This window comes from Spirosoma harenae (assembly GCF_054776975.1).
This window is the reverse complement of the sequence record NZ_BAAHBD010000008.1, coordinates 800,911-822,988: the sequence shown is the minus strand read 5'-3', so window position 1 is coordinate 822,988 and position 22,078 is coordinate 800,911. Positions and strand designations below refer to the sequence as shown.

Sequence of the window (22,078 nt, the reverse complement as noted above, 5' to 3'; positions counted from 1 at the left end):
GTTTGGCCCGCTTTATATTATCATTCGGTTAAACATCCACTCGGGCATATTTCGCATTTCGTTCGATGAAGTCTCGTCGGGGGGCCACTTCATCGCCCATCAGTGTCGAAAAAACGTGGTCAGCATCTGCCGCCGACTCGACCGTGACCACTTTCAGCGTTCGCGTATCGGGGTTCATCGTCGTGCTCCAGAGCTGTTCGGCGTTCATCTCTCCAAGACCTTTGTAACGTTGAACGCCTACATTTTCTTCTTTTCCTGATCCCGCTAATTCTTTTACGGCTGCTTCACGTTGGGCTTCTGTCCAGCAATATCGCTCTTCTTTACCCTTTTTGACCAGATAAAGTGGAGGCTGAGCAATGTAGATGTACCCATTATCGATCAGCGATTTCATGTTGCGGTAAAACAACGTCAGAATCAGCGTTCGAATGTGGCTACCATCCACGTCGGCATCGGTCATGATGATGATTTTATGATACCGGAGTTTATCCAGATTCATCACCGTTTCATCATCTTTCTTTTCGAGTCGAACGCCAAGGGCAGTCCAAATGTTTTTGATTTCTTCGTTTTCGTAAATCTTATGTTCCAGCGCTTTTTCTACGTTCAGGATTTTACCACGCAAGGGTAAAATGGCCTGATAAGCGCGGTTACGGCCCTGTTTGGCAGTACCACCAGCCGAGTCACCCTCAACCAGATAAAGTTCACATTTTTCAGGATCAGTGTCGGAACAGTCGGCTAGTTTTCCGGGGAGGCCCATGCCGCCCATGAAATCTTTCCGCTCGGTCATAATTCGCTTGTAGGCCAAATCAGCCGCGATCCGGGCCTGCGCCGAAACAAGGACCTTCTTAACGATTCCCTGCGCCGTTTTTGGATTTTCCTCCAGCCAGGTTTCCAGCAGATCGGCCATCGCCTGACTCACTGCACTCACAACTTCCTGGTTACCAAGTTTGGTTTTAGTCTGGCCTTCAAACTGAGGATCCTGAACTTTTACCGAAATAACGGCAGTCAGTCCTTTCCGGAAGTCTTCCCCACTAAACGTGACTTTACCCGCATTTTTGGGTAATACGCCCGGATTTTTATCGGCGTAGTTTTTCAGCACCCGCGTTAGGGCCGAACGGAAACCCTGTACGTGCGTACCGCCTTCATGCGTGTTGATATTGTTCACATAGGACAGCACGTTCTCACCTGCTTCGTAGTTATATACCAGGGCAACCTGTACAGGTGTCGAACCTTTATCGCTCTCCATGTAGATGGGTTTCATGCCATCAAGGGAAGGGCGAGTTTCATCCAGGTACTGAACGAACTCGATCAAACCACCTTCTGAGTAGAAATCATCCTGACGGAGCGGTTGGCCGTTCTCATCCAATTCCCGCAGGTCTTTCAGGAAAATATGAATGCCTTTGTTCAGGTAGGCTAATTCCCGCAAGCGACCGGCAATCGTTTCGTACCGATAAACAGTTTCGGTGAAAATACTACCGTCAGGTTTGAAATGCGTTTTGGTACCGGTATCGTTAGCCTCACCAATGACGCGTACATCATACTGAGGCACACCAATTTTATATTCCTGTTCAAAGATTTTGCCTTCGCGATGCACCTCAACACGAACGTCGGTTGAGAGAGCATTTACGCAGGAAACCCCAACGCCGTGCAGCCCGCCGGAGACTTTATACGTGTCTTTATCAAATTTGCCACCCGCGTGCAGGATCGTCATCGCTATTTCCAGCGCTGATTTCCCCATTTTGGTGTTAATACCCGTTGGAATGCCCCGGCCATTGTCCTGAACCGTAATGGAATTATCAGGGTTGACAGTTACGCTGATTTTGTCGCAATAGCCTGCCAGAGCTTCATCAATAGAGTTATCGACAACTTCCCAGATCAGGTGGTGCAAGCCGCGAATACCAACATCACCAATGTACATGGATGGACGTTTGCGAACGGCCTCCAAACCTTCTAAAACAGTGATGTTATCGGCACCGTAATTGCTATTTGGCTTGGTCTCAACAGGAGCATCAGCTTCAATCAATTCGTTGGGCATATTAGAATGAAAAAATGTCAAAAAATCTGTTGTTTAAGGCCGTAAAATCGCGTGGATTCCTTTGGTCTTATAGATTGTAAAAATACAAAAAAAAGTTGTCTTTTCCTAGCGTATTTTACAATGATTGCCTTAATATACAAAAAAAGTAGCGCATTCCCAAAAAATAGTGTTTTGTAGATTCTATACAGTTTTTGGCGTCAAACAGATGAATAATCAACCTAAATTTTAAGTGTATTGAAAACGAGTAAAAATGATTGATTTTCTGTACTTTTTTTAGATGGTGTTTTCTCGAAAAAATCGTATTACTAAAATAAAAAAATAAAGCCGAATCAATAAGATTCGGCTGCAGGAGAATCGGGTAATTTTATGGGTTAATCTTCGGGGTAAGGAACATAGACAAAACCTGCGAAATCGCCATGAACGACAAATAAACAACAGTACTCGTCTGGCTTTTTATAGTTCTCTTTCCACAGATCGATCGACTCGGTACCAATTAATGCACGTTGCATAAATTCATCTAGAAAAGATGCCTTATAATTCCATTGATTTTCTAATTCATTAACGCCAATTAGTAGCTGACCTACAGGTACATCCCGACGAGAAGCTACAAAAATGGGATATTCGGAAAAGCCACGTTTTCGAATTTGATAAGACGCTTCTTTAAGCTGATCAGCGACCTTTACAAAGTCCGAAGAAATGGCTCCCATAAGCTCCTTATTGACATCGTACGAATTAGCATCGTCGAGGAGCGTATTTTCGTTGCTATGATTGATCACAGAAAAATTTGTTTAGTGTTTCAAACGGTCCGCCGTAGCGGTTAACTAACATGAAACCAAGACTTGAAACAAATTAAAACCGGGCGGCCAGCAAGAGATCCAGGTCTTTAAAACGCATATTGAACTTGCGGGCGATGTACGCATTGGTGAGCGTTCCCTTATGAGTGTAAACACCTTTCATAAACCAACGGTTCGCATACATCATTTGCTCAATACCGCCTGTCGTCCCCGTTTGCAGAAGAAAGGGTAGGAAAATATTACTCAAGGCCATACTCGCTGTGTGCGCTACACGGGCAGCGATGTTTGGAACGCAGTAGTGAATAACACCCATGTGCTTGTAAGACGGCTTTTTATGCGTCGTCATGCGGGATGTTTCAAAGTTACCCCCCTGGTCAATTGAGACATCAATAATGACGGATTCGGGCTTCATTCGCCCAACCATTTCTTCCGTCACAACAACGGGGCTCAACCCATCTTCGGCTCGCATGGCACCAATGACGACATCGGCCCGTTGAACGGCTTCAGCTAACGTATCAGAATCAATAATGGACGTGTAAACGTGTTGACCAACAGCGTATTTAAGCCGTTGTAATTTGTAGAGATGCTTATCGAATACTTTAACTTCAGCGCCCATTCCTAGTGCTATACGCATCGCGTACTCGGTAACAGTGCCTGCGCCTAGCATCACAACTTTTGTAGGAGGTACGCCTGTAATTCCGCCCAGAATAATTCCCCGCCCGTTGGCTGCGTTGCTTAGGTACTCGCCCGCAATGAGCATGACGATACTTCCGGCAATTTCACTCATCGAGCGAATTACTGGCAATCCACCGGCCTGATCTTCAATGTATTCATAGCCGAATGCCGTTAGATTTTTGGCATTGATTTTCTCAAAATAAGCACGATCATGCGAAGGTAGATTGAGTGCCGAAATGACCGTACTACCCGATTGAATATGCTCGAATTCTTCGTCGACGAGCGGTTCAATTTTCAGGATCAGATTGGCCTCGTATACTTCTTTCGGTGATTTGGCGATTTGAGCCCCAGCCTCACTATATTCACTATCCGGAAATTTAGCCTTCTCGCCAGCACCCTGTTCAACGATAACTTCATGACCGTTGCGAACCAGAATAGCCACAGCTTCGGGCGTCAGCGCAATCCGGTTCTCCTGAAACGATACCTCTTTGGGTAGACCGATGAGAAGCCCACTTCGACTCGTCTTTACCGCTAGCGGAGCTTCTTTCGGATATAGGGCCGTTTGTTTGGCCAATTCCTCAAATCCAGTCATCAAATGCAGTATAATGTTTCAAGTTTAATGTTTCAGGTTTTGGAGAGGACATTAAACTTGAAACCTGAAACATTAAACTTGTTTTGTTTCTATCGTCCGCCGTCCGTCTGGGTCGGTTGACAGATGAACTCGATAATACGTGGCTGGCCATAACGACGTGATGCGTTCGGGCCATTCTATAAAACAATAATTACCTGAATCAAAGTATTCTTCAATACCAATATCCAGCGCTTCTGCCTCATTGCGAAGACGATAACAGTCGAAATGATATACTGAGTGTCCTTCGTGGGTTGTGTATTCGTTGACTATTGAAAAGGTTGGGCTCTGTACTGTGCTGATAACACCCAGCGCCCGGCAAAGTTCTTTAATTAGAGTAGTTTTACCTACGCCCATTTCACCTTCGAATAGCCAAACCGATAGTTTTCTGCCGTCGGCCAATAGATGGTGGGCCACAGTAGAAAGCTCATCAAGATGGGCAGCATGTACGGTCATTCGCTTTATTCCTAAATAGCCTGCAAAGCTACGGAATTTTGGTCTATCCAGTTCGTTTGTCGCGAATACTTACTATATAGTAGACTTTACCTAATGAGTAAAACGGCAAGGCGTTTACTGTTGACTTGCAGACGCCTTGCCGTTTTCCCAAATTGCTATCGATTTTCGGGAGTCTACCCTCTAGTAGCCATCATTTTGAGGAAAATTAGTTTTGTTATTATACACGTCAATTTCGGATTGTGGAATTGGATACACCGTCCGATAGGCAGGCATCGCAACATTCGTAGCTTTTAAAGCAGCTACCGCAGTCCCAGTTCGTACTAAATCGAACCAGCGGTCACTTTCTAGCGCTAATTCCAATCGACGTTCATTGATAACCGCTGTTCGGAATGCTTCTTTGGTCGCCAGTTGAGCACTGGTGTAATTCGTAACACCCGCGCGAGTCCGGACGCGGTTCAGCGCCTTAAAGGCATCACCGTCAGCCTGATAGCTTACTTCATTTAACGCTTCAGCATACAGCAAAAGAATATCTGCGTAACGCAATACAGGGAAATCATTGCCAACGTCGTTCGTTGACGAAATGTCATCATAGAATTTTCGGGGAATCGCATTGATGTTATTCGGAATCGGAACCCGTACGGTTAGTGGAAGGCGTTTATCTTCAGGGGTGTAAGCTGATCGAAGTGATGGTTCAATATTATCGCCAATACTGGTTCCAAACCACAATCCGTGACCTTCGCCAATGGTTCCGCCTTTCTTGAATTTGACTGCAAACAGTAGTTCTGCGTTATTCTTATTGGTTGGCAAAAACACATCGGCAATATTAGGTAGCAATTGATAGGTTGTTCCGGTAGCCAAATCTTTCAAGGCCGCAACTGCCAGATCATATTTCTTCTCCGTTATATAGACTTTACCTAGTAAACCTTTAGCCGCTCCTGACGTAGCTCTACTGATGTCTGCGCCCATATAACTGGCGGGTAATCCGGCAGCTGCATCCGTCAGGTCTTTTTCAATAGCTGTATAAATTTCCGTGATTTCGTTGCGCTTATATGAACGAGCGTCACTTGTAGAGCCAGCTTTCAACACAAGGGGCACTTTCCCCCAAAGCCGAACCAGATTGAAATAAGATAAAGCCCGAATGAATTGTGCTTCGCCTTTGTATCGGGCTTTCAACGCGGCATCCATAGTTACAGCATCAATCTTATCCAGAATCAGGTTGCAGCGATTAATGCCCGTATATAGGCTCCCCCAGGTATCACGTAAGATCGTATTGGTGGTCGGTTCGATAAACTGATCGATGTTGTAACGAAGGCCAGCGTTCGACGATGGATCGTTATCGAGTACATTATCTCCCCGAGCTTCGATCAGTGTATTAAAATCGCCACCGTATTGGCTGGCATTCTGAAGCGCATCGTAAGCCCCATTCACGGCATTGCCAAAATCGTTAGCCGTTTTATAAAAATTATCGACGTTTGCCTGCGACTGTGGTTTGAGTTCCAGAAAATCTTTCTGACAGGCCGATGCGACCAGCAGAATGGCAATGGCTATATATATTGTTTTCATAGCGAATTAAAACGAAAGGTTGATACCAACAGAAGTTGTACGGGGCAGGGGATAGGTGCCGTAGTCTTCGCCCGACGAAAGAGCGCTGTCTGGGCGACTGTTGACTTCTGGGTTAAAGCCAAGATACTTGGTGAAAGTAAACGGGTTTTGCACCGTAGCGTAGATTCGGGCACGGCTCAGATGCAGTCGTTGTAAGAGTGCCGTAGGGAGTGCATACCCCAAGGTAATGGTACGAATCCGCACGTAAGAACCATCTTCAATGTGCCAGGTAGAAATCTCGCCGTTTGATCCTGAAGCAAGTCGGTTCGCTCTGTTAACCAGTCCATTACCCGGATTATCTGCCGATTGCCAGCGGTTAAGAGCACCTTTAAACAGGTTTCCATTGCCTTCCATATTGTAAATGTACCGGCGGATCAGATTCAGGATTTTATGTCCCTGAACGCCCTGAATGGCAAAACTCAGATCGAAACCTCGATAGGCGAAACTGTTGGTAAAGCCAAAGGTGTACTTAGGAAAGTAGCTACCTGTAATGGCTCGGTCACTGCTGAAATCAATTTTTCCATCGCCGTTGTTATCGATGAATTTAAAGTCGCCGGGACGGGTAGTTGAGGTGTGCGGATAAGCATCTATTTCGGCCTGGGTTTTAAAGACACCGTCGTAAATCATGGTGTAATATTCACCAATTGGTCGGCCGATCTGAGTAATAAATTGCGCTCCCGCAACACCGCCAACCGCAATGATCGGATCGCCGGAAGGTCCAAGAGCGAGTACTTTATTACGGTTTGTTGCCAAATTAGCACTGGCTTCCCAGTGGAAACGACCGAAGTCCTGGCGAGTGCCGAGTGTAAACTCAAATCCCTGATTGTTAACTTTTCCAATATTCTGCAATTCCGTACTAAAACCGGAAGCACGGGGAACGGGTACGTTCAGCAGTAAGTCGGAGGTGTTGGCATTATAATAATCGATGGTCAGATTCAGGCGATTTCGCAGGAATGTTACGTCGAAACCAATGTCGAGCATCGCCGTTTTTTCCCATTTCAGCTTATCGTTGGCTGAATTGCTCGGCGCTAAGCCACTGACCACGGTTTCTGGCCCAAGAATGTAGTTTTGATAACTTAGCAAACTGACCGAGCCATAGTTTGGAATCTGGAAGTTTCCTGTCAAACCATAGCTGGCCCGAAGTTTAAGATCGCTTAGCCAGTTGACCGATTTTAAAAAAGATTCCTGCGATATATTCCAACCGGCTGATACCGAGGGGAAATAACCCCACCGATTATCGCGCCCGAATCGCGACGAACCATCTGCCCGGATGGCACCCGATAGCAAATATTTGCCCGCATAATCGTACTGCACCCGACCCAGATAAGACAACAAGGACCATTCCTGAATATCGGAGCTGCCGGATGTTACCTGACCGGCGTTAAGGGTGTAAACCAGGTCATTCGGGAAGTTACTAGCCGTTAATTCGTTGGATGTTCGCCGGTCTTTTTGTGATGAGAAACCAGCTAAGACTGAAAAGTTATGATCGCCAATTGACCGATTGTAATTCAGTGTATGTTCGACGAGCCAATCAACGAAGTTTTGCGCCCGTGAGAAACCCGTTGGTACCGATGCCCCTTTCCGATCGCGAATTTCGAGGGTTGACGGACGGTAGTAATCGCGCTGAAAACTATTAATATCCGTTCCTAAACTCAGTCGATAGGATAATCCTTTTAGAATTTCGTACTGTGCATAAACGTTGCCCAGCAAGCGAATCTGGCTCATCTTATCACTTACCTGATCAGCGATAGCCACCGGATTCAGAATCGATGTAGCGCCATACCCCCAGGCATTACCTGTCCAGTTATAGGAGCCGTCGGTGTTGTATACCGGGAAAATTGGCGGCATTTGCAGCGCTAATCCAACTACTCCTTCGCCCAGATAAGGGCCTTCTGCCTTGATCAGATCGTGATACGAATAGGTCGGGTTGAGATTAATTCCCGCCGTTAACCGACCGCTTTTCACTTCGACATTGGCTCGTGCTCCGTACCGTTTGAAACCCGAATTGATAACAACTCCACGCTGATTGAGAAAATTGCCTGAAACATAAAACTTCACGTTGTCCTTGCCGCCAGAAATCGATAATGTATGATTCTGGATGGGCGCTGAACGGAAAATGGCATCCTGCCAATCTGTATTCGTCAGGCCAGGCTGACCGGATAGATAAGGCAGAATTTCTGGTTGAATCAACGTACTAGGAGCTCCCACACCCCTGTTCCGAACATCGTTTGAATCGGTTGGTTTTCCGGTTGGGTTGCGATCGATATAGGCATTGTTTTTGGCTTCGTAGCTAAGCTGAGCATATTCATAAGCATTCACCATATCGATTTTTTTCGACACATTCTGAACGCCTACATAGGAATCAAGGCTAATAAGCGTTTTGCCCTCCTTACCCCGTTTTGTTGTAATGAGTACAACGCCATTGGAGCCACGAGAGCCATAAATAGCTGAGGCTGATGCATCTTTCAATACCTCAATACTTTCAATATCATCGGTATTGATGGTGCTCATTACATTGATCGGGTTGTCGGGGAATTGCGTATTTGTACTTCCGGTCGCGTATTTGGTATCGCGCGAGAGCGGAACGCCGTCAATTACATACAATGGATCGTTACCGGCACTAATGGAACCCGTACCTCGCACCCGAATGGATAGCCCTGCACCTGGAGCACCCGACGTTTGTGAAACCTGTACACCCGCAATTTTAGCCGCCAATGCCTGATCGAAACTGGCGACGGGCTGATTGGCTAAGTCCTTTGCTTTTACTGAGCCAATGGCTGTTGTTATATCACGTTTATTCTGAACGCCATACCCAACAACAACGACTTCACTTAATGCATTGTCGGTTGCAGTCAGCTGAACGTCAACAACGCTTCGATTACCGATGGCCACTTCTAAAGGTTGGTAACCGATAAAGGAAAAGACAAGCGTTTTCGCCCCGTTTGGCAGACTCAATTGATACTTCCCTTGCGCATCACTTGTAGCACCTACGTTTGTGCCTTTCACCTGAACAGTTGTACCGGCCAACGCATCACCATTAGCAGCGTCTTTTACAGTACCCGTAATTAGTGTTTGCGCATAGCTTATCTGACTGAGTAAAAACAGCAGACAGAAGGGGCGCCAGAATCGATACAAACCTCGAAAGGGGTTGGGTAGTGAGTTAGTCATATAGTAGTGATTAAAACAGGTTGAAATAAAAGCGACTGAATTACGAGCAAGTTAGCATATAATTCAGTCGTACGAATCCACATATTGCTGAATAGTTTACTTAATCGCTAGGCGAATGTTACTAATTTTAGGATATTTAGGATGGAGAGGAGTGAAAAATGTGTGAAACAGTAGAATTGATTAAATAGTAGCCACTTTTTGATCGATTAGTAGCGATTTTGATACAAAAAAATGGTCAATAGGCAACTGCGCCCATTGACCATTTATACTGGTTTTTCACTAGTAGAGTAACGATTCCCGATTCGTTGACAGTGTCGAAGAAATCGTAAACCGTAATCTGTAAATCGTACCTATCAATACCCCGGATTCTGTTTTAGCGTTGCTTGGCCATTTACTTTACTATTGAGGATTTCCTGCAACGGAATCGGATAATATTCGTGCTTGCCTTTTACAAACGTAGCCCCTTTGAAGTAGGTACGCATATTTGATTCTTTCGCCATATAGGCATTGAGCGTTTCGGCGGCAATACCCCAGCGGACAAGATCAAAGAATCGGTGTCCCTCCATTCCAAACTCCAGCCGGTTTTCAAACTGAATAGCTTTACGAGCAGCTTCTTTATCCGTCCAGGCCGTGGTATACTGGCCAATTACATAGTTGGCAGCTGGCGAACCATTGTCCATTTTCACGAAACCGTCTGGATTAGCTGCACGTTTACGGATAATATTAACGTACTCGCGAGCTTTTTCCAGACTTCCAATTTCCATTTCAACTTCAGCCAGCCACAGATACACATGGGCTAATCGAAGAATGCGATAGTTATTGGCGGTCAGGCGGTTGTTGCTGGCAAATGTGTTCGTACCAACATCTGTCCGGTAAAATAAGTGTTTCTTCGGCTCATAAGGCCCACCATTTCCCTGGTCGCGTACCCAGGCTTTGCCAGGCATTAATCCCCAATCCAGGTATGGAATACCCCGACGGCCAACTGTCCAGTCCAGCCGTGGATCGAGCCGTCCGGCATACGGCGTAAAGGGTTGCGTCGATTCTAATCCCTGGTCGTTGGAAACGTCGGTATTGTTGAACGTATCCATCAATGGTAGTCCATTGGCATCTGTTTGGAAGGCATTGACCAGATTTTGCGAAGGCTGGAAGAATCCGCAGCAGGTTGTCGGCCCACCGTAAGGGTAGTTTAATACATCGCCGTTGTTACCGTTTTCGCCTGTACCGTCGTTTACCGAGAACTGAATCTCGAAAATAGATTCTGCATTATTGTTCGTCGTCGTCTTATGGTTGTCGTGGTATCTATCCATCAACTTATATTGCCCACTAGCCACAATCGCTTCCAGCAACGGTTTGGCATCAGCCCATTTCTTCTGGAAAACATACGCTTTTGCCAGCATGCCAGCCGCAGCCCATTTAGTTGGCCGTCCGACCTGTGATTGTTTGGCGGGAAGGTTTTCGTAGGCGAACTTTAAATCCGCTTCGATATTTGGCCAGATGTCCTTGTCATTAGGGACTTTGGTGCTGTTCAAATCCGTCGGATTGTAGATCTTTTCATCGATGTACGGCACCATATTGAACATTTTCTTGGCTTCAAAATGGTAATGGCCCCGCAGAAAGCGAACTTGTGCTGTAACCTGAAGCTTATCTGCATCAGACATATCTTTCGTTTGGGCGAGTGCCTGCAATACATCGTTTGACCGAGCTACACCATCGTAACAAACCCGCCATTTTCCCCGGAAATAGCCATTGTCGGGCTGAATACTTTTGTATTCAATATAGGAAATATCAGGCTGGTCACCCGTTGTTGACCCTTTGTAGGCATCATCCGCGGCTACGGCACCAAATACCCAATTGTCGGCAGCTGAGTGATAGGAAGTACCTCCAGAACCCCATCCATCGAGGAGCGAATAAGCGCCGACTAACAGGTAGTTGACGCCCGTAGCATTATAAAAACTGGAAGGGCTTAGTACAGCTTTGGGTTGCACATCCAGGAAACTATCCTTGCAGGCTGTCAGCGATCCGATTGTTAAGAACGCAGCCCATATAATTGTTTTTTTCATGACCTTTTAAAAAGATTAATGGGTTGATTAGAATGCCAGATTTAGACCAACTAACATTGTTTTCGACACAGGGTAAGCTCCCTCGTCAACGCCAATGTGACGGTCATTACCCGTGCCCCCTGAATCGCGCAGGTTGATTTCAGGATCTAAGCCCGTATAATTCGTTACGGTAAACAGGTTCTGGCCCTGGATATATACCATTGCATTGCTTAGGCCCAGTTTGGAGAGTAACGGGCGGGGCAGATTGTACGAAAGCTGGATATTTTTCATCCGCAGATACGAACCGGGTTCCAGATAATACGTCGATGGGTTGGAACTGATATTGTCGTTCGAACGTAGCTGTGGCAATTTTGCATCAGTTTTGCCAGGGCGCCACGAATCTTCCCACATACGTTTACTGCGAACACCACCAAATGTTTGGAAGTCAGTCCAGTAACGGTTGTAGTTGAAAATCTGGTTGCCGTAAACACCTTGCCCGAATACGGTCAGGTTAAAGTTTTTATACCCGACATTCAGGTTCAGGCCGTACGCCATTTTTGGGTGCGGGTTACCAATTACCTGCCGATCGCTAGCATTGATGATTCCATCGCCGTTCAAGTCCCGGAAGTGGAACTGACCAGCTTTGTTATTCAACCCGCCACCAAACTGCACAGCGGCTTTCGACGCTTCTTCATCTGTCTGGAAAATGCCATCGATCACATAGCCAAAGAAAGACGAAATTGGATAATCCTGCTGGGTAACGGTCATGGCCGGAATCCGGGGCGTAAAGCCGAAATATTGCGTACTAGGGTTACCATCCGTTCGGGTTACCAGGTTACGATATGTCGAAATATTGGCACCAATGCTATACGTAAAGTCGCCATTCATCAGTTTTCCGCTATGATTTAAGCCCAATTCAATCCCTCGATTTCGGAACGATGCAATGTTCTGAAAGGGGTTAGTAGCCTGACCCTGAGTGAACTGAACTTCAACTGGGAACAGCGCATCAGACGTAACCCGATTAAACCAATCGAAAGTCAGATCCAGTTTACCTTTAAAGAGCGATGCATCGATACCCAAATCGACTGACGTTGTTGTTTCCCATTTTGCGTTTGGATTACCAAACTGCTGGAGCTCATAACCTTGCAGCGAAGATGTTCGCGAACCGTTCAAATCATAGAACGAAACGGTTGGGCCTGTTCCGTAAATGAGATAAGGGTTGTAGTTACCGATTTCCTGGTTACCAGTCTGACCGTAGGCTGCCCGAAATTTCAGGTCATTGATCCAGGTAACCTGCTTCAGGAAATCTTCCTGAGAAACGCGCCAGCCTGCTGATACAGCGGGGAAATACGCAACGCGATTAGCAGCAGCAAATCGTGATGAACGGTCTCGGCGAATCGTTCCATCGAGAAGATACTTGTCGAAGAAGGAAAAGCTAGCTTTCGCAAATTCAGAGGCTAACTTCCAGTCAGACCCACCACCCGTGTTCGTTTGAGTACCAGCGTTACCGGCGTCCAGATAGCGGTTGTACAGATCGTCGTTGGCAAATCGGGAGCGGTCAGCCCGGAAAAATTCAAAATTGTTTTTGATAGATTCCGTTCCCACGAGTACGTTATAGCGAATTGAAGAGCCAATTTCACCATTGTATGTCAGCGTGTTATACCAAGTCCAGGTGTAGCCTATTTCATTGCGGGTAAACATGGAATTGGCTGTGGCTGCTTCCGAAGATTCGATATCTCGCGGGGTATAAGCCCGGATGTTGTAGGTATTGTAATCGATCCCGAAGCTCGTTTTCGCCGTCAGATTTTTCAGGATGTCTACTTCTGCATAGGCGTTTCCAAAAAATCTCAATTCTTTACCGACGTTATCCTTGTTACGATACAGCAGGGCAACTGGGTTACGAGCATTATCAAGGTCACCACCTTTCGTTCCAGCGAAATTACCGGCCACGTCATAAACCGGAATAAGCGGCTGAATCCGGTAGGCCATCGAAATGGCGTTGCTTTCGTTGTTGTTGGCCGTAGCACTCTGGGTAGAGTTCGTACCACCAACACGTTCGCCATAAGCAAATTGTATGTTTTCGCCAACCCGAATCCGCTTGGTTACGTTGAATTCGGTATTCGCTCGGATGGAGTACCGCTTATACCAGGTGTATTTCATGATCCCGTCCTGGCTGAAGTAGTTCGCCGACATTGCATAGCGACCACCTTCGTTACCTCCCGTTACGCCAATCTGATGATTCTGGATTGGGGCTGTGGAGAAAATTTCATCAAACCAGTTTGTACCTTCCTTATTCGCTTTTGTAATCAGCCACTTATTGACGCGAAAATTGGCATTGTCTACATCGGTGCTGTAATTGGTATAGTTACCGCTCGCATCTTTTGCCAAGCGAGGATCGCCTTCCATTGCGCCATCGGGAAAGATGTAATCTGGAATGACAGGTGTTGCGCCGTTACCAAACTGAGCGTGTTTCGGATTTCCGTTCACCAGGTTACCAGCGTTCCGGCGAGATTCCCAGATCAGGCTTGCAAAGTCCTGTGTATTAACCAGTTCAGGGAATTTGCCTGGACGAGCAATGCCATAATAAGCATCATACGTCAATTTTGGCTTACCAGCTTTCCCTTTCTTAGTCGTAATAATGACAACGCCGTTACCTGCCCGAGATCCGTAGATCGACGCAGCGGAGGCATCTTTTAGTACTTGTAAGCTTTCAATATCGTTTGGGTTCAAGGTGTTCAGGTTGCCCTTGGTAGGAACGCCATCGATTACATAAAGAGGGGAGTTATCATTGATCGTACCAAAACCGCGAATCCGAACCATCACGCCACCACCTGGTGAGTTATCGTTACCAACTGTTACCCCAGCTACGCGTCCCTGTAATGCCTGTGCGACGTTGGCCGATGGTACTTTCAGCGCTTCTTTCATATCAACTGTGGCAACAGCCCCGGTGATGTCGCGTTTTGCCTGTGCCCCATAGCCTGTTACTACAACTTCGTTCAGCGTTTTAATATCCGCTACCAGAGCTATGTTGATCGTAGTTCGGTTTCCGATCGTTACTTCCTGCGCCACAAAACCAATTGCCGATACGGTCAGGATGTTACGACCTGTAGCCACATTTAGTGAAAATTGCCCGTTTGCATCTGTTACTACCCCGGTTTGTGTCCCTTTCACGACCACGTTCGCGCCAGGAATGGCATTATTGTCGGTTCCATCTGTAATACGACCCGTTATGGTGCGATCTTGGGCCATGGCACTTACGCATAAGAGCCAGCTCAGTACAAGTAGTGGGCATAAACAGCGCACTTTCTTAAGTAAATTGATTGTCATACTGTTAAGAGTGATTAATTGGAAAAAGTAATAGTTATACGTAGGTAATTATCCTTAAAAGGTGAAGGGTGACTTTTTCTAATTAACTCCTATTTAATCTTTGATAATAAATAATGAGCATAAAAAAGGCCCGCCTGTTTGTACAAGCGGACCCCTGATGAAAAATGAGCTTAATTAAGCTAGATGAATAATAGTTCGGTTTATTTTAACTGTAGTTCATCAATAACTTTTTGTACTTTCTGTTTCAACTGAGCGTAGGTATCATCGAAGGCTTCTTTGCTGGCCAGAGGTTCGCGAACGCTGACATAGAATTTGATTTTCGGCTCCGTTCCAGATGGACGTGCTGATACTTTTGTGCCATCTTCGGTAAAGAATTGGAGTACGTTGGAAGATTCGATGCCCATCTTGCCCGCTTCGATAGCCGATGTCTGCCCCGACGTAGCATCTAGGCGAGTTAAGGCTTTGTAGTCATCAACACGAACTACGGGCGAGCCGGCAATGCTCTTTGGCGGATTCGCTCTGAAATCGGCCATCATTTGCTGAATTTCTTCGGCACCTGATTTCCCTTTCTTCGTCAGCGAAACGAGGGCTTCGTAGTAGAAACCGTTTTCCATGTACATCGCCATTAGCATGTCGAACAGGCTCTTTCCCTGATCTTTGGCGTAGGCAGTTAGTTCGGCGATAATCGCGCAACTCGCAATTGCATCTTTATCGCGGACGAAATCGCCGATGAGGTATCCGTAGCTTTCTTCACCACCACCAATGAATTTTTCCTTGCCTTCAAGTTCGCGAATTACTTCGGCAATGTATTTAAAGCCGGTCAGTGTGTTGTAGCAGGTAACGCCGTAATTCTTACACATCTGATCGATCAGATCCGTAGTCACGATAGTTTTGGCGACAAACTCTTTGCCCGTTAGTTTACCTGCCTCTTTCCAGGCATTTAGCAGGTAATAAATAATCAGACTGGCCATCTGGTTGCCATTCAGCAACTCAAACTCGCCGTGATGATTTCGAGCACCTGCGCCAACTCGGTCAGCATCGGGATCGGTAGCCATTACCAGATCGGCGTTGATAGAAAGGGCTAAATCCAGCGCCAACTGCATAGCCGCCCGTTCTTCTGGATTAGGCGATTTTACGGTCGGGAAATTCCCATCGGGCGTAGCCTGCTGCTCGACAATGTGTACGTTGTTAAAACCCAGCGCATCCAGAACGCGGGGAACAAGCGTGATTCCCGTTCCGTGAATCGGTGTGTAGACGATGTTCAGGTTAGCCTGATCTTTAATAACTTGGGGATTAACAGCGTTCGATTTAACCCGCTCCACATAAGGCGCATCGATCTCTTCGTCGATCAGGGTAATGCGTTCGGGGATGCCCAAAAACTTAATATCGTCAACAGACGTAACTTTGTTTACTTCGCCAATGATCCCTTTGTCGTGCGGAGCCACTACTTGACCACCGTCGTTCCAATACACTTTATAGCCATTGTACTCGGGCGGATTATGCGAAGCCGTCACCACAATCCCACTCTGGCAACCTAACTGGCGAATGGCAAACGAAAGCTCCGGCGTTGGACGCAGGCTGCTGAACAGATAAACTTTGATACCGTTAGCCGAAAAAATATCGGCAGCTAATCTGGCAAACTCCGGGCTCATCCGGCGGCTGTCGTGCGCAATCGCAACACTAACATCCTGGCCGGGAAACGCAGCGTTAATGTAATTGGAAAGCCCCTGCGTAGCCGCCCCAACTGTATAGCGATTCATCCGATTAGAACCGACGCCCAAAATGCCGCGTAAGCCGCCGGTGCCAAATTCAAGATCGCGATAAAAGGAGTCGGTTAATTCGGTAATATTTCCAGAATCGATCAGGTGTTGAATGGATTCTTTGGTCGCAGCATCGTAGTTGCCACTAAGCCATTTATCAACGCGTTCCTGGGTAGGGGAGTCAAGGGCTGTTGCCATATGTGTGATATCCTAAACTTTGGTTAATTAGAAATTGGACTGGGAAGCTTACATCTCTGAAAAACGTACTTTTCAGAAATAAGTTAGAATTTTTAATAGTCCGCCAAAATTACAATTACCTTACTGACCACCAAATGAAGCGAGTAGATTCTGGAGGCTTTTGTTAAATCGGATTTCTGTTTTATCGGTTTATAAATCCTTCCAGCCTTCGGGTTTGGCCGATGTTCGGGTATCGCTGGATACGCAGATGGCTGTTACTGGCCGGGGAGGGCCTCCCCATATACGGATGTTCGGATACGGATAAATCGGCTCCGGATTCGGTTGGCGACGATTGAGAGAGTAAAACAGTTGCGCTCCGGTTATTCGGTAGGTTTGCTCCGGATCTGTTTCACCCAAAGGGAGCCCTTTCGCATCCGTACGATCCAGCCAGTATCGCTTTGTTGCCACCGCCGATGCGGTAAAGTAGCCAACGATTTTTTCTCGCTCATCGGTTACATTCCGAATATTCCCGATAGGTGCTGAAGGAGCCGTTTGAGTTACGCCATTGGCTGTTTGGGTTTCCTGAAAAAAGCTGAAATAGGCATGCGCTTTCTGCGTTAAAGACAACTGCCGAACTTCGACCAGGCAAGCCGTGCTATCGTAAAAAGGAATCTGCGCGACCGGTCGATGCTGAATGACATTTCCGTTTGTGTACTGATCATCGAATACGTTGAGCGCATAGCTATAAAGTATCTCCCAACAATCGGTGCGACAGGGATAATCATAAACGTACAGGCCGGTTGGAAAGGGTGGTTGACTGGCCTCCAGGTAATTGACTGGTACGAAACAATCTTCGTAAGGGGTATCGCTGGAAACGTAAAAAATCCTGTCCTTATAACTATGGGGCGGAATCGCATTGACAGCATACACACCTTGCTGGCAGCTCCGGCACCAGCTTTGTTTTTCCCAAAGTTTCCAATCCCAGCGATAATAATTATGCTGATCGACAGGATCTTTAGTGTCGATAAAAAGCGTATGGCCAGCCCGATACCCACCATCTAGTTGTTGCTCAACAGGTAACATAGTCGAGCTAAAGGTGGCTGATACCTGGCTAATCGGCGGTACAGCGGGCATGACCTGCTGATTAGAGACATATTTCGTACCATCGGCGAGCGTAATTCGTAGTTGATAGGCATGCCCAATTTGTCCTTTAAAATCGCTGGGCAGTTGATAGCTGCCATCAACCGTTTCGTGACAAGTAATAATCTGACTCGAATCAACAAGTACGTCAACACTGGCTTTGGTAATTGGTATGGCCCCAAATCGTCCGGTGAGTCGGTCGGCTTGGGAACGGTTGAGCCGAATGATTTGGGGCTCGGGTAGATTGGTAATAGTTCCGTCGACAACCAAAACATTGACTTTGCTATTGAGTGTCAGGTCAATAGGGTCGACGCAGGCTGTTAGTCCAAAAAGTACTACTAGTGCAATAAAAGCGAAAAAAAGAAAACGCATGCTGTCAGGCTATCAGAAACGTAATGCCATCTTATCCGGCTGAGGCATTAAAAGACTCATTTTGTCACTTACGTTTATAGGTAGATTTTATTGAAACAATGGTTTGCTAAATATGAAAAAATAAAGAGACGTTTTGCCAGCGTTCCCCGTTTTTTCATCGTCTACGTTGTAAAGAGAATTCACGCCTTTGTTTACCTTTTCTTTTCATGCACCGACTTCTCCTGCCTTTTTTCTTTATTCTGGTTCAACTGACTGCTTCGGCCCAAATTTTATATACGTTATCAGGTACTGTTCTCGATTCCGCAACTCGACAACCCATCATTCGTGCCGCTGTTGTCGTTGATTATGAGAAAAAGACGACAGGTACCTATACCGATAACCAGGGTAATTTTTCGATCAAAATTCGGTCAGGCCAACATGTTCTGGTCGTACGATCCATCGGCTTTGTTCCACACCGAAGCAATATTTCTGTTCGGGAAAATAAGACTATACAGGTTCTCCTGCCTTCGGTTGCCAGTCAACTGGAGGAAGTTGTGGTGACCAGCAAAGGGTACGACCGAAATGTTCGTCAACCACTATTGGGTGTTAGTCAGATTAATATTGCTACGCTCAAACGGATGCCAGCCGCTTTGGGCGAAGTTGATATAATGCGTAGCCTGCAAATGTTGCCCGGCGTTACCAGTGTTGGCGAAGCGGCTAATGGGGTCAATATTCGCGGGGGGACCACCGACCAAAACCTGATTCTGATGGATGATACCCCAATTTTCAATCCTACGCACATGTTTGGGCTGTTTTCCGTGTTTCCGCCGGATGCAGTGGGTAGCCTGGATCTATATAAAGGGAATGTACCCGCTCGGTACGGCGGACGGGCGGCTTCGGTGTTGGATATCAGCCTGCGAAATCCGGACCTTAACCAGTTTAAACTTAGTGGAGGCATTAGTCTGGTCGCGAATCGACTCACTGTCGAGACGCCTATTGTGAAGGGAAAACTGGCGCTGCTTGTCTCCGGTCGGGGTGCTTTCAATGATTTCCTGCTGCGGTTAGCATCACCCCGTCTGGATGATATTCGGGCCAAATTTGGCGACGGATCGGCGAAACTATTCTGGCGCGTCAACGACAAAAATACGGTGACAGCGATGGGGTATTTTAGTCAGGATTTGTTCCAGACGAATTTGCTGGGCAGCCTCGCCAATATCAATGCGATTAATACACAGTACGCTCAGCAGACGGCTAATGGGATGGTGCGCTGGTTTCACGCGTTTTCTCCCCAATTGAATTTGCAAACAACAGCGCTGGTAGCCCAGTATATTCCTCGAATTCTATCGACCGAAGATAGTACGAATAACAAAGTTGTACTGAAACAATCGCTGCTGCAACGGCAAATCAAGTCTAATTTGAATTATCAGCTAACGAATCAAAAAATTGAATTAGGTGTCAGTGGGATTCATTATCGACTCAATCCGGGTGAGCTGATTCCAGGTAATAGCTTAGCGGTGAATGCTCAGCGAACACCGATTGAACAGGCTCTCGAACTGGCGATTCATGCGGAAGATGAAATTAGCGTAACGGATCGGTTGGCGGTGTCGGCGGGTTTGCGGTATTCACATTTTCTGAATCTGGGGCCTGCAGTGGTGCGGAAGTACGGTACGGAAGGGTCAAATAGCGCCGTGTATGAAGTGACAAATGTTGTCGATTCCACTCGCTACGGAGCAGGTCAGATCACCAAACAGTACGGCGGGCTGGAACCTCGATTGGGTTTGCGCTATGCGTTGGGCGATAATTCGTCCATCAAAATTGGCTATAATCTGATGCGGCAATATTTACAGGTCATTACCAATACGACGACTCCGCTACCCACATCGCGCTGGAAAACCTCCGACGCGCATATTCAGCCACAGGTGAGTCAATTATGGTCGGCGGGGTATTTTCATAATTCGAAGAACAATATTTTCGAGCTATCGGCGGAGGTGTACTGGCGTAGTACTCAGCATATTCTGGATTACAAACCCGGCGCTGATTTCCTGCTGCAACCTTATCCTGAAACGCAGTTATTGCCAGGGCGTAGCAAAGCGTATGGGTTGGAATTAATGTTCTCCAAAAAGAAAGGCGAACTAACAGGTTGGGTAAATTACACATACGCCCGTACGCTAAATCAGGTGGCTGAGGGTGTTGATTTTCAGCAGCAGATTAACGGCGGAAACTGGTATCGGGCGAATTACGATCGACCACACAGTATAAATGTTAGCTTGAATATCAACCAGGGAAAACACCATAGTTTCTCGTTCAATTTTGCCTACAGCACTGGTCGGCCATACACAGCGCCGGAAGGATTTATTCGCTACCAGGGCCGAACATATCCGTACTACGACGAGCGAAATCAGTATCGCTTACCCGATTATCATCGTCTGGATTTCGCCTGGAATATTTATAACCCCAGCATGAAGAACAAACGCTGGCAGGGTCATTGGACCTTTACAGTCTACAATTTATACGGTCGCCGGAATGTATATTCGATTTTCTACCGAACAGAAGGTCAGGCGACTAACCCTTACCGACTTAGCATTTTTGCCGCTCCAATTCCCAGCCTGACTTACAATTTCGAGTTTAAGTAAGTCGTCTAATTCGCTCTCGTTATGCGTTCTTCACTGATTAGTTTCGGCCTTATTCTGCTGGTGAGTGTCTTACCACTGGCCTGCGTCGATCTCGATGAGAGTATGCTGCGTGGAACTGTCGATGTGATTGTCGTTGATGGGACGATTACGAATCTGGCCGAACCACAGCGCATCAAACTCAATCGCTCCCGGGCAGACCCACTGACGGGACGATTTGGTGTATTGGCGATTACAAAAGCCAACGTCAATGTCGTAGTCGATTCAGCGCAGGTTGTTTCGGCAACAGAAATGGTGGATGGGACTTATGAGTTGCCGAGTGATTTTCGGGGGCAGGTTGGGCATGCCTATCAGCTACGCATTACGCTCAGCGATGGCAGGCAATATGTGTCTACGCAGCAGATTATGCCAGACGTGCCACCGATTGATAACGTATCGATTCGGTTTAATGCAACCACGTTTCCGCCCGGTCAGTACCCTAATGCTTTTCGGGCGGGTTATGACTGTTTTGTGAATACCAAAGACCCCATTGGAGAGCGGAACTATTACCGTTGGGACTGGAAGCTTTGGGAGAAACAGCATTGGTGTAAAAGTTGCTATCAGGGTATCTATGTTGATTCGGTGCAGCAGGATTATGTACAAAACGGTGCTCTCGTAGCCGTCCGAAGCGCCGTTGAAGATTGCGTGGCATTTCCCACTATAATCGGGTCCAACAGCTTAGCTATTTGGTATGACTATCTCTGCCGATCCGACTGTTGGGATCTTATTCAAAATTATTACCTCACTATTTTTGACGACCAATTGACTAATGGCGGGGCTGTCAACGGCCGTCTGATCGGTCAGGTGCCGTTGTTAACTCGTCAACCTGCCTTGCTTCAACTACGGCAAGGATCGTTGACCGCATCGGCTTACCGATTTTATGAACTATTGCAACAGCAAACGCAAAAAACAGGTGGATTGGCCGATTCACCACCGACAGCCATTGTTGGGAATGTAAAAAATCTGGCTAATCCGCGAGAAGCCGTAACCGGATTTTTTACGGCTAGTGCGGTTGCCACGGTCCGTCGCTTTATGGATAAGAAAGATGCTACTGTTTTATCGTTTGGGTCTTATACGGATCAGGGGCAAATCATTGAATTTAACGATGAGCTATTCTATATTCAGACCCTCCGCATTCCGAACCTTGGTCCCCTTGGCCCACCCTTTACAGCGGGTGGGCCAAAACGATTCATAACCGCCCCCTGCATTCCCAGCGAAACCCGAACACCGAACAAGCCCGAAGGCTGGCCAAACTAACGC

12 protein-coding genes are annotated in these 22,078 nt (G+C 46.8%); 2 read left to right on the top strand and 10 right to left on the bottom strand.

The features are described 5' to 3' along the window. Positions 1-28: 28 nt before the first annotated feature. The 10 genes from gyrB to ACYVE4_RS11720 all read right to left on the bottom strand — a co-directional run bounded on the left by gyrB (position 29) and on the right by ACYVE4_RS11720 (position 18,170). On the bottom strand, positions 29-2,032 hold the full coding sequence (gene gyrB, locus ACYVE4_RS11765; RefSeq protein ID WP_461040057.1) for a DNA topoisomerase (ATP-hydrolyzing) subunit B: 2,004 nt from the start codon (positions 2,030-2,032) through the stop codon (positions 29-31). A gap of 371 nt (positions 2,033-2,403) precedes the next feature. Continuing rightward, positions 2,404-2,808 carry a hypothetical protein gene (locus tag ACYVE4_RS11760; RefSeq protein ID WP_461040055.1) on the bottom strand — a complete coding sequence of 135 codons (405 nt, stop codon included), beginning with the start codon at positions 2,806-2,808 and terminating at the stop codon, positions 2,404-2,406. Positions 2,809-2,881: 73 nt separating this feature from the next. After that, positions 2,882-4,093 carry an alanine dehydrogenase gene (locus ACYVE4_RS11755; RefSeq protein ID WP_461040053.1) on the bottom strand — a complete coding sequence of 404 codons (1,212 nt, stop codon included), beginning with the start codon at positions 4,091-4,093 and terminating at the stop codon, positions 2,882-2,884. A gap of 72 nt (positions 4,094-4,165) precedes the next feature. Then, on the bottom strand, positions 4,166-4,585 hold the full coding sequence (gene tsaE, locus ACYVE4_RS11750) for a tRNA (adenosine(37)-N6)-threonylcarbamoyltransferase complex ATPase subunit type 1 TsaE (RefSeq protein ID WP_461040051.1): 420 nt from the start codon (positions 4,583-4,585) through the stop codon (positions 4,166-4,168). A 180-nt stretch (positions 4,586-4,765) separates the two neighbouring features. Beyond that, positions 4,766-6,148: a RagB/SusD family nutrient uptake outer membrane protein gene (locus ACYVE4_RS11745; protein ID WP_461040049.1), complete on the bottom strand. Its 1,383-nt coding sequence runs from the start codon at positions 6,146-6,148 to the stop codon at positions 4,766-4,768. 6 nt (positions 6,149-6,154) lie between these two features. Then, positions 6,155-9,355, bottom strand: a complete 3,201-nt coding sequence (locus ACYVE4_RS11740; RefSeq protein WP_461040048.1) for a SusC/RagA family TonB-linked outer membrane protein — start codon at positions 9,353-9,355, stop codon at positions 6,155-6,157. Between the two features lie 353 nt (positions 9,356-9,708). Continuing rightward, complete coding sequence (locus ACYVE4_RS11735) at positions 9,709-11,415, bottom strand: RagB/SusD family nutrient uptake outer membrane protein (RefSeq protein WP_461040046.1); 1,707 nt, start codon at positions 11,413-11,415, stop codon at positions 9,709-9,711. A gap of 27 nt (positions 11,416-11,442) precedes the next feature. Next, on the bottom strand, positions 11,443-14,721 hold the full coding sequence (locus tag ACYVE4_RS11730; protein ID WP_461040045.1) for a SusC/RagA family TonB-linked outer membrane protein: 3,279 nt from the start codon (positions 14,719-14,721) through the stop codon (positions 11,443-11,445). Between the two features lie 200 nt (positions 14,722-14,921). Then, on the bottom strand, positions 14,922-16,679 hold the full coding sequence (locus ACYVE4_RS11725; RefSeq protein WP_461040043.1) for a phospho-sugar mutase: 1,758 nt from the start codon (positions 16,677-16,679) through the stop codon (positions 14,922-14,924). A gap of 189 nt (positions 16,680-16,868) precedes the next feature. Continuing rightward, positions 16,869-18,170 (bottom strand): DUF4249 domain-containing protein, encoded by a 1,302-nt coding sequence (locus tag ACYVE4_RS11720; RefSeq protein WP_461040041.1) that lies wholly within the window; start codon positions 18,168-18,170, stop codon positions 16,869-16,871. A 206-nt stretch (positions 18,171-18,376) separates the two neighbouring features. Between ACYVE4_RS11720 and ACYVE4_RS11715 the strand changes: the two genes are divergently transcribed. Both ACYVE4_RS11715 and ACYVE4_RS11710 read left to right on the top strand, forming a co-directional pair. Next, on the top strand, positions 18,377-20,782 hold the full coding sequence (locus ACYVE4_RS11715) for a TonB-dependent receptor (RefSeq protein WP_461040039.1): 2,406 nt from the start codon (positions 18,377-18,379) through the stop codon (positions 20,780-20,782). Positions 20,783-20,803: 21 nt separating this feature from the next. Beyond that, a complete protein-coding gene (locus ACYVE4_RS11710) occupies positions 20,804-22,075 on the top strand; it encodes a DUF4249 domain-containing protein (RefSeq protein ID WP_461040037.1) in 1,272 nt (423 codons plus the stop codon). Positions 22,076-22,078: the final 3 nt, after the last annotated feature.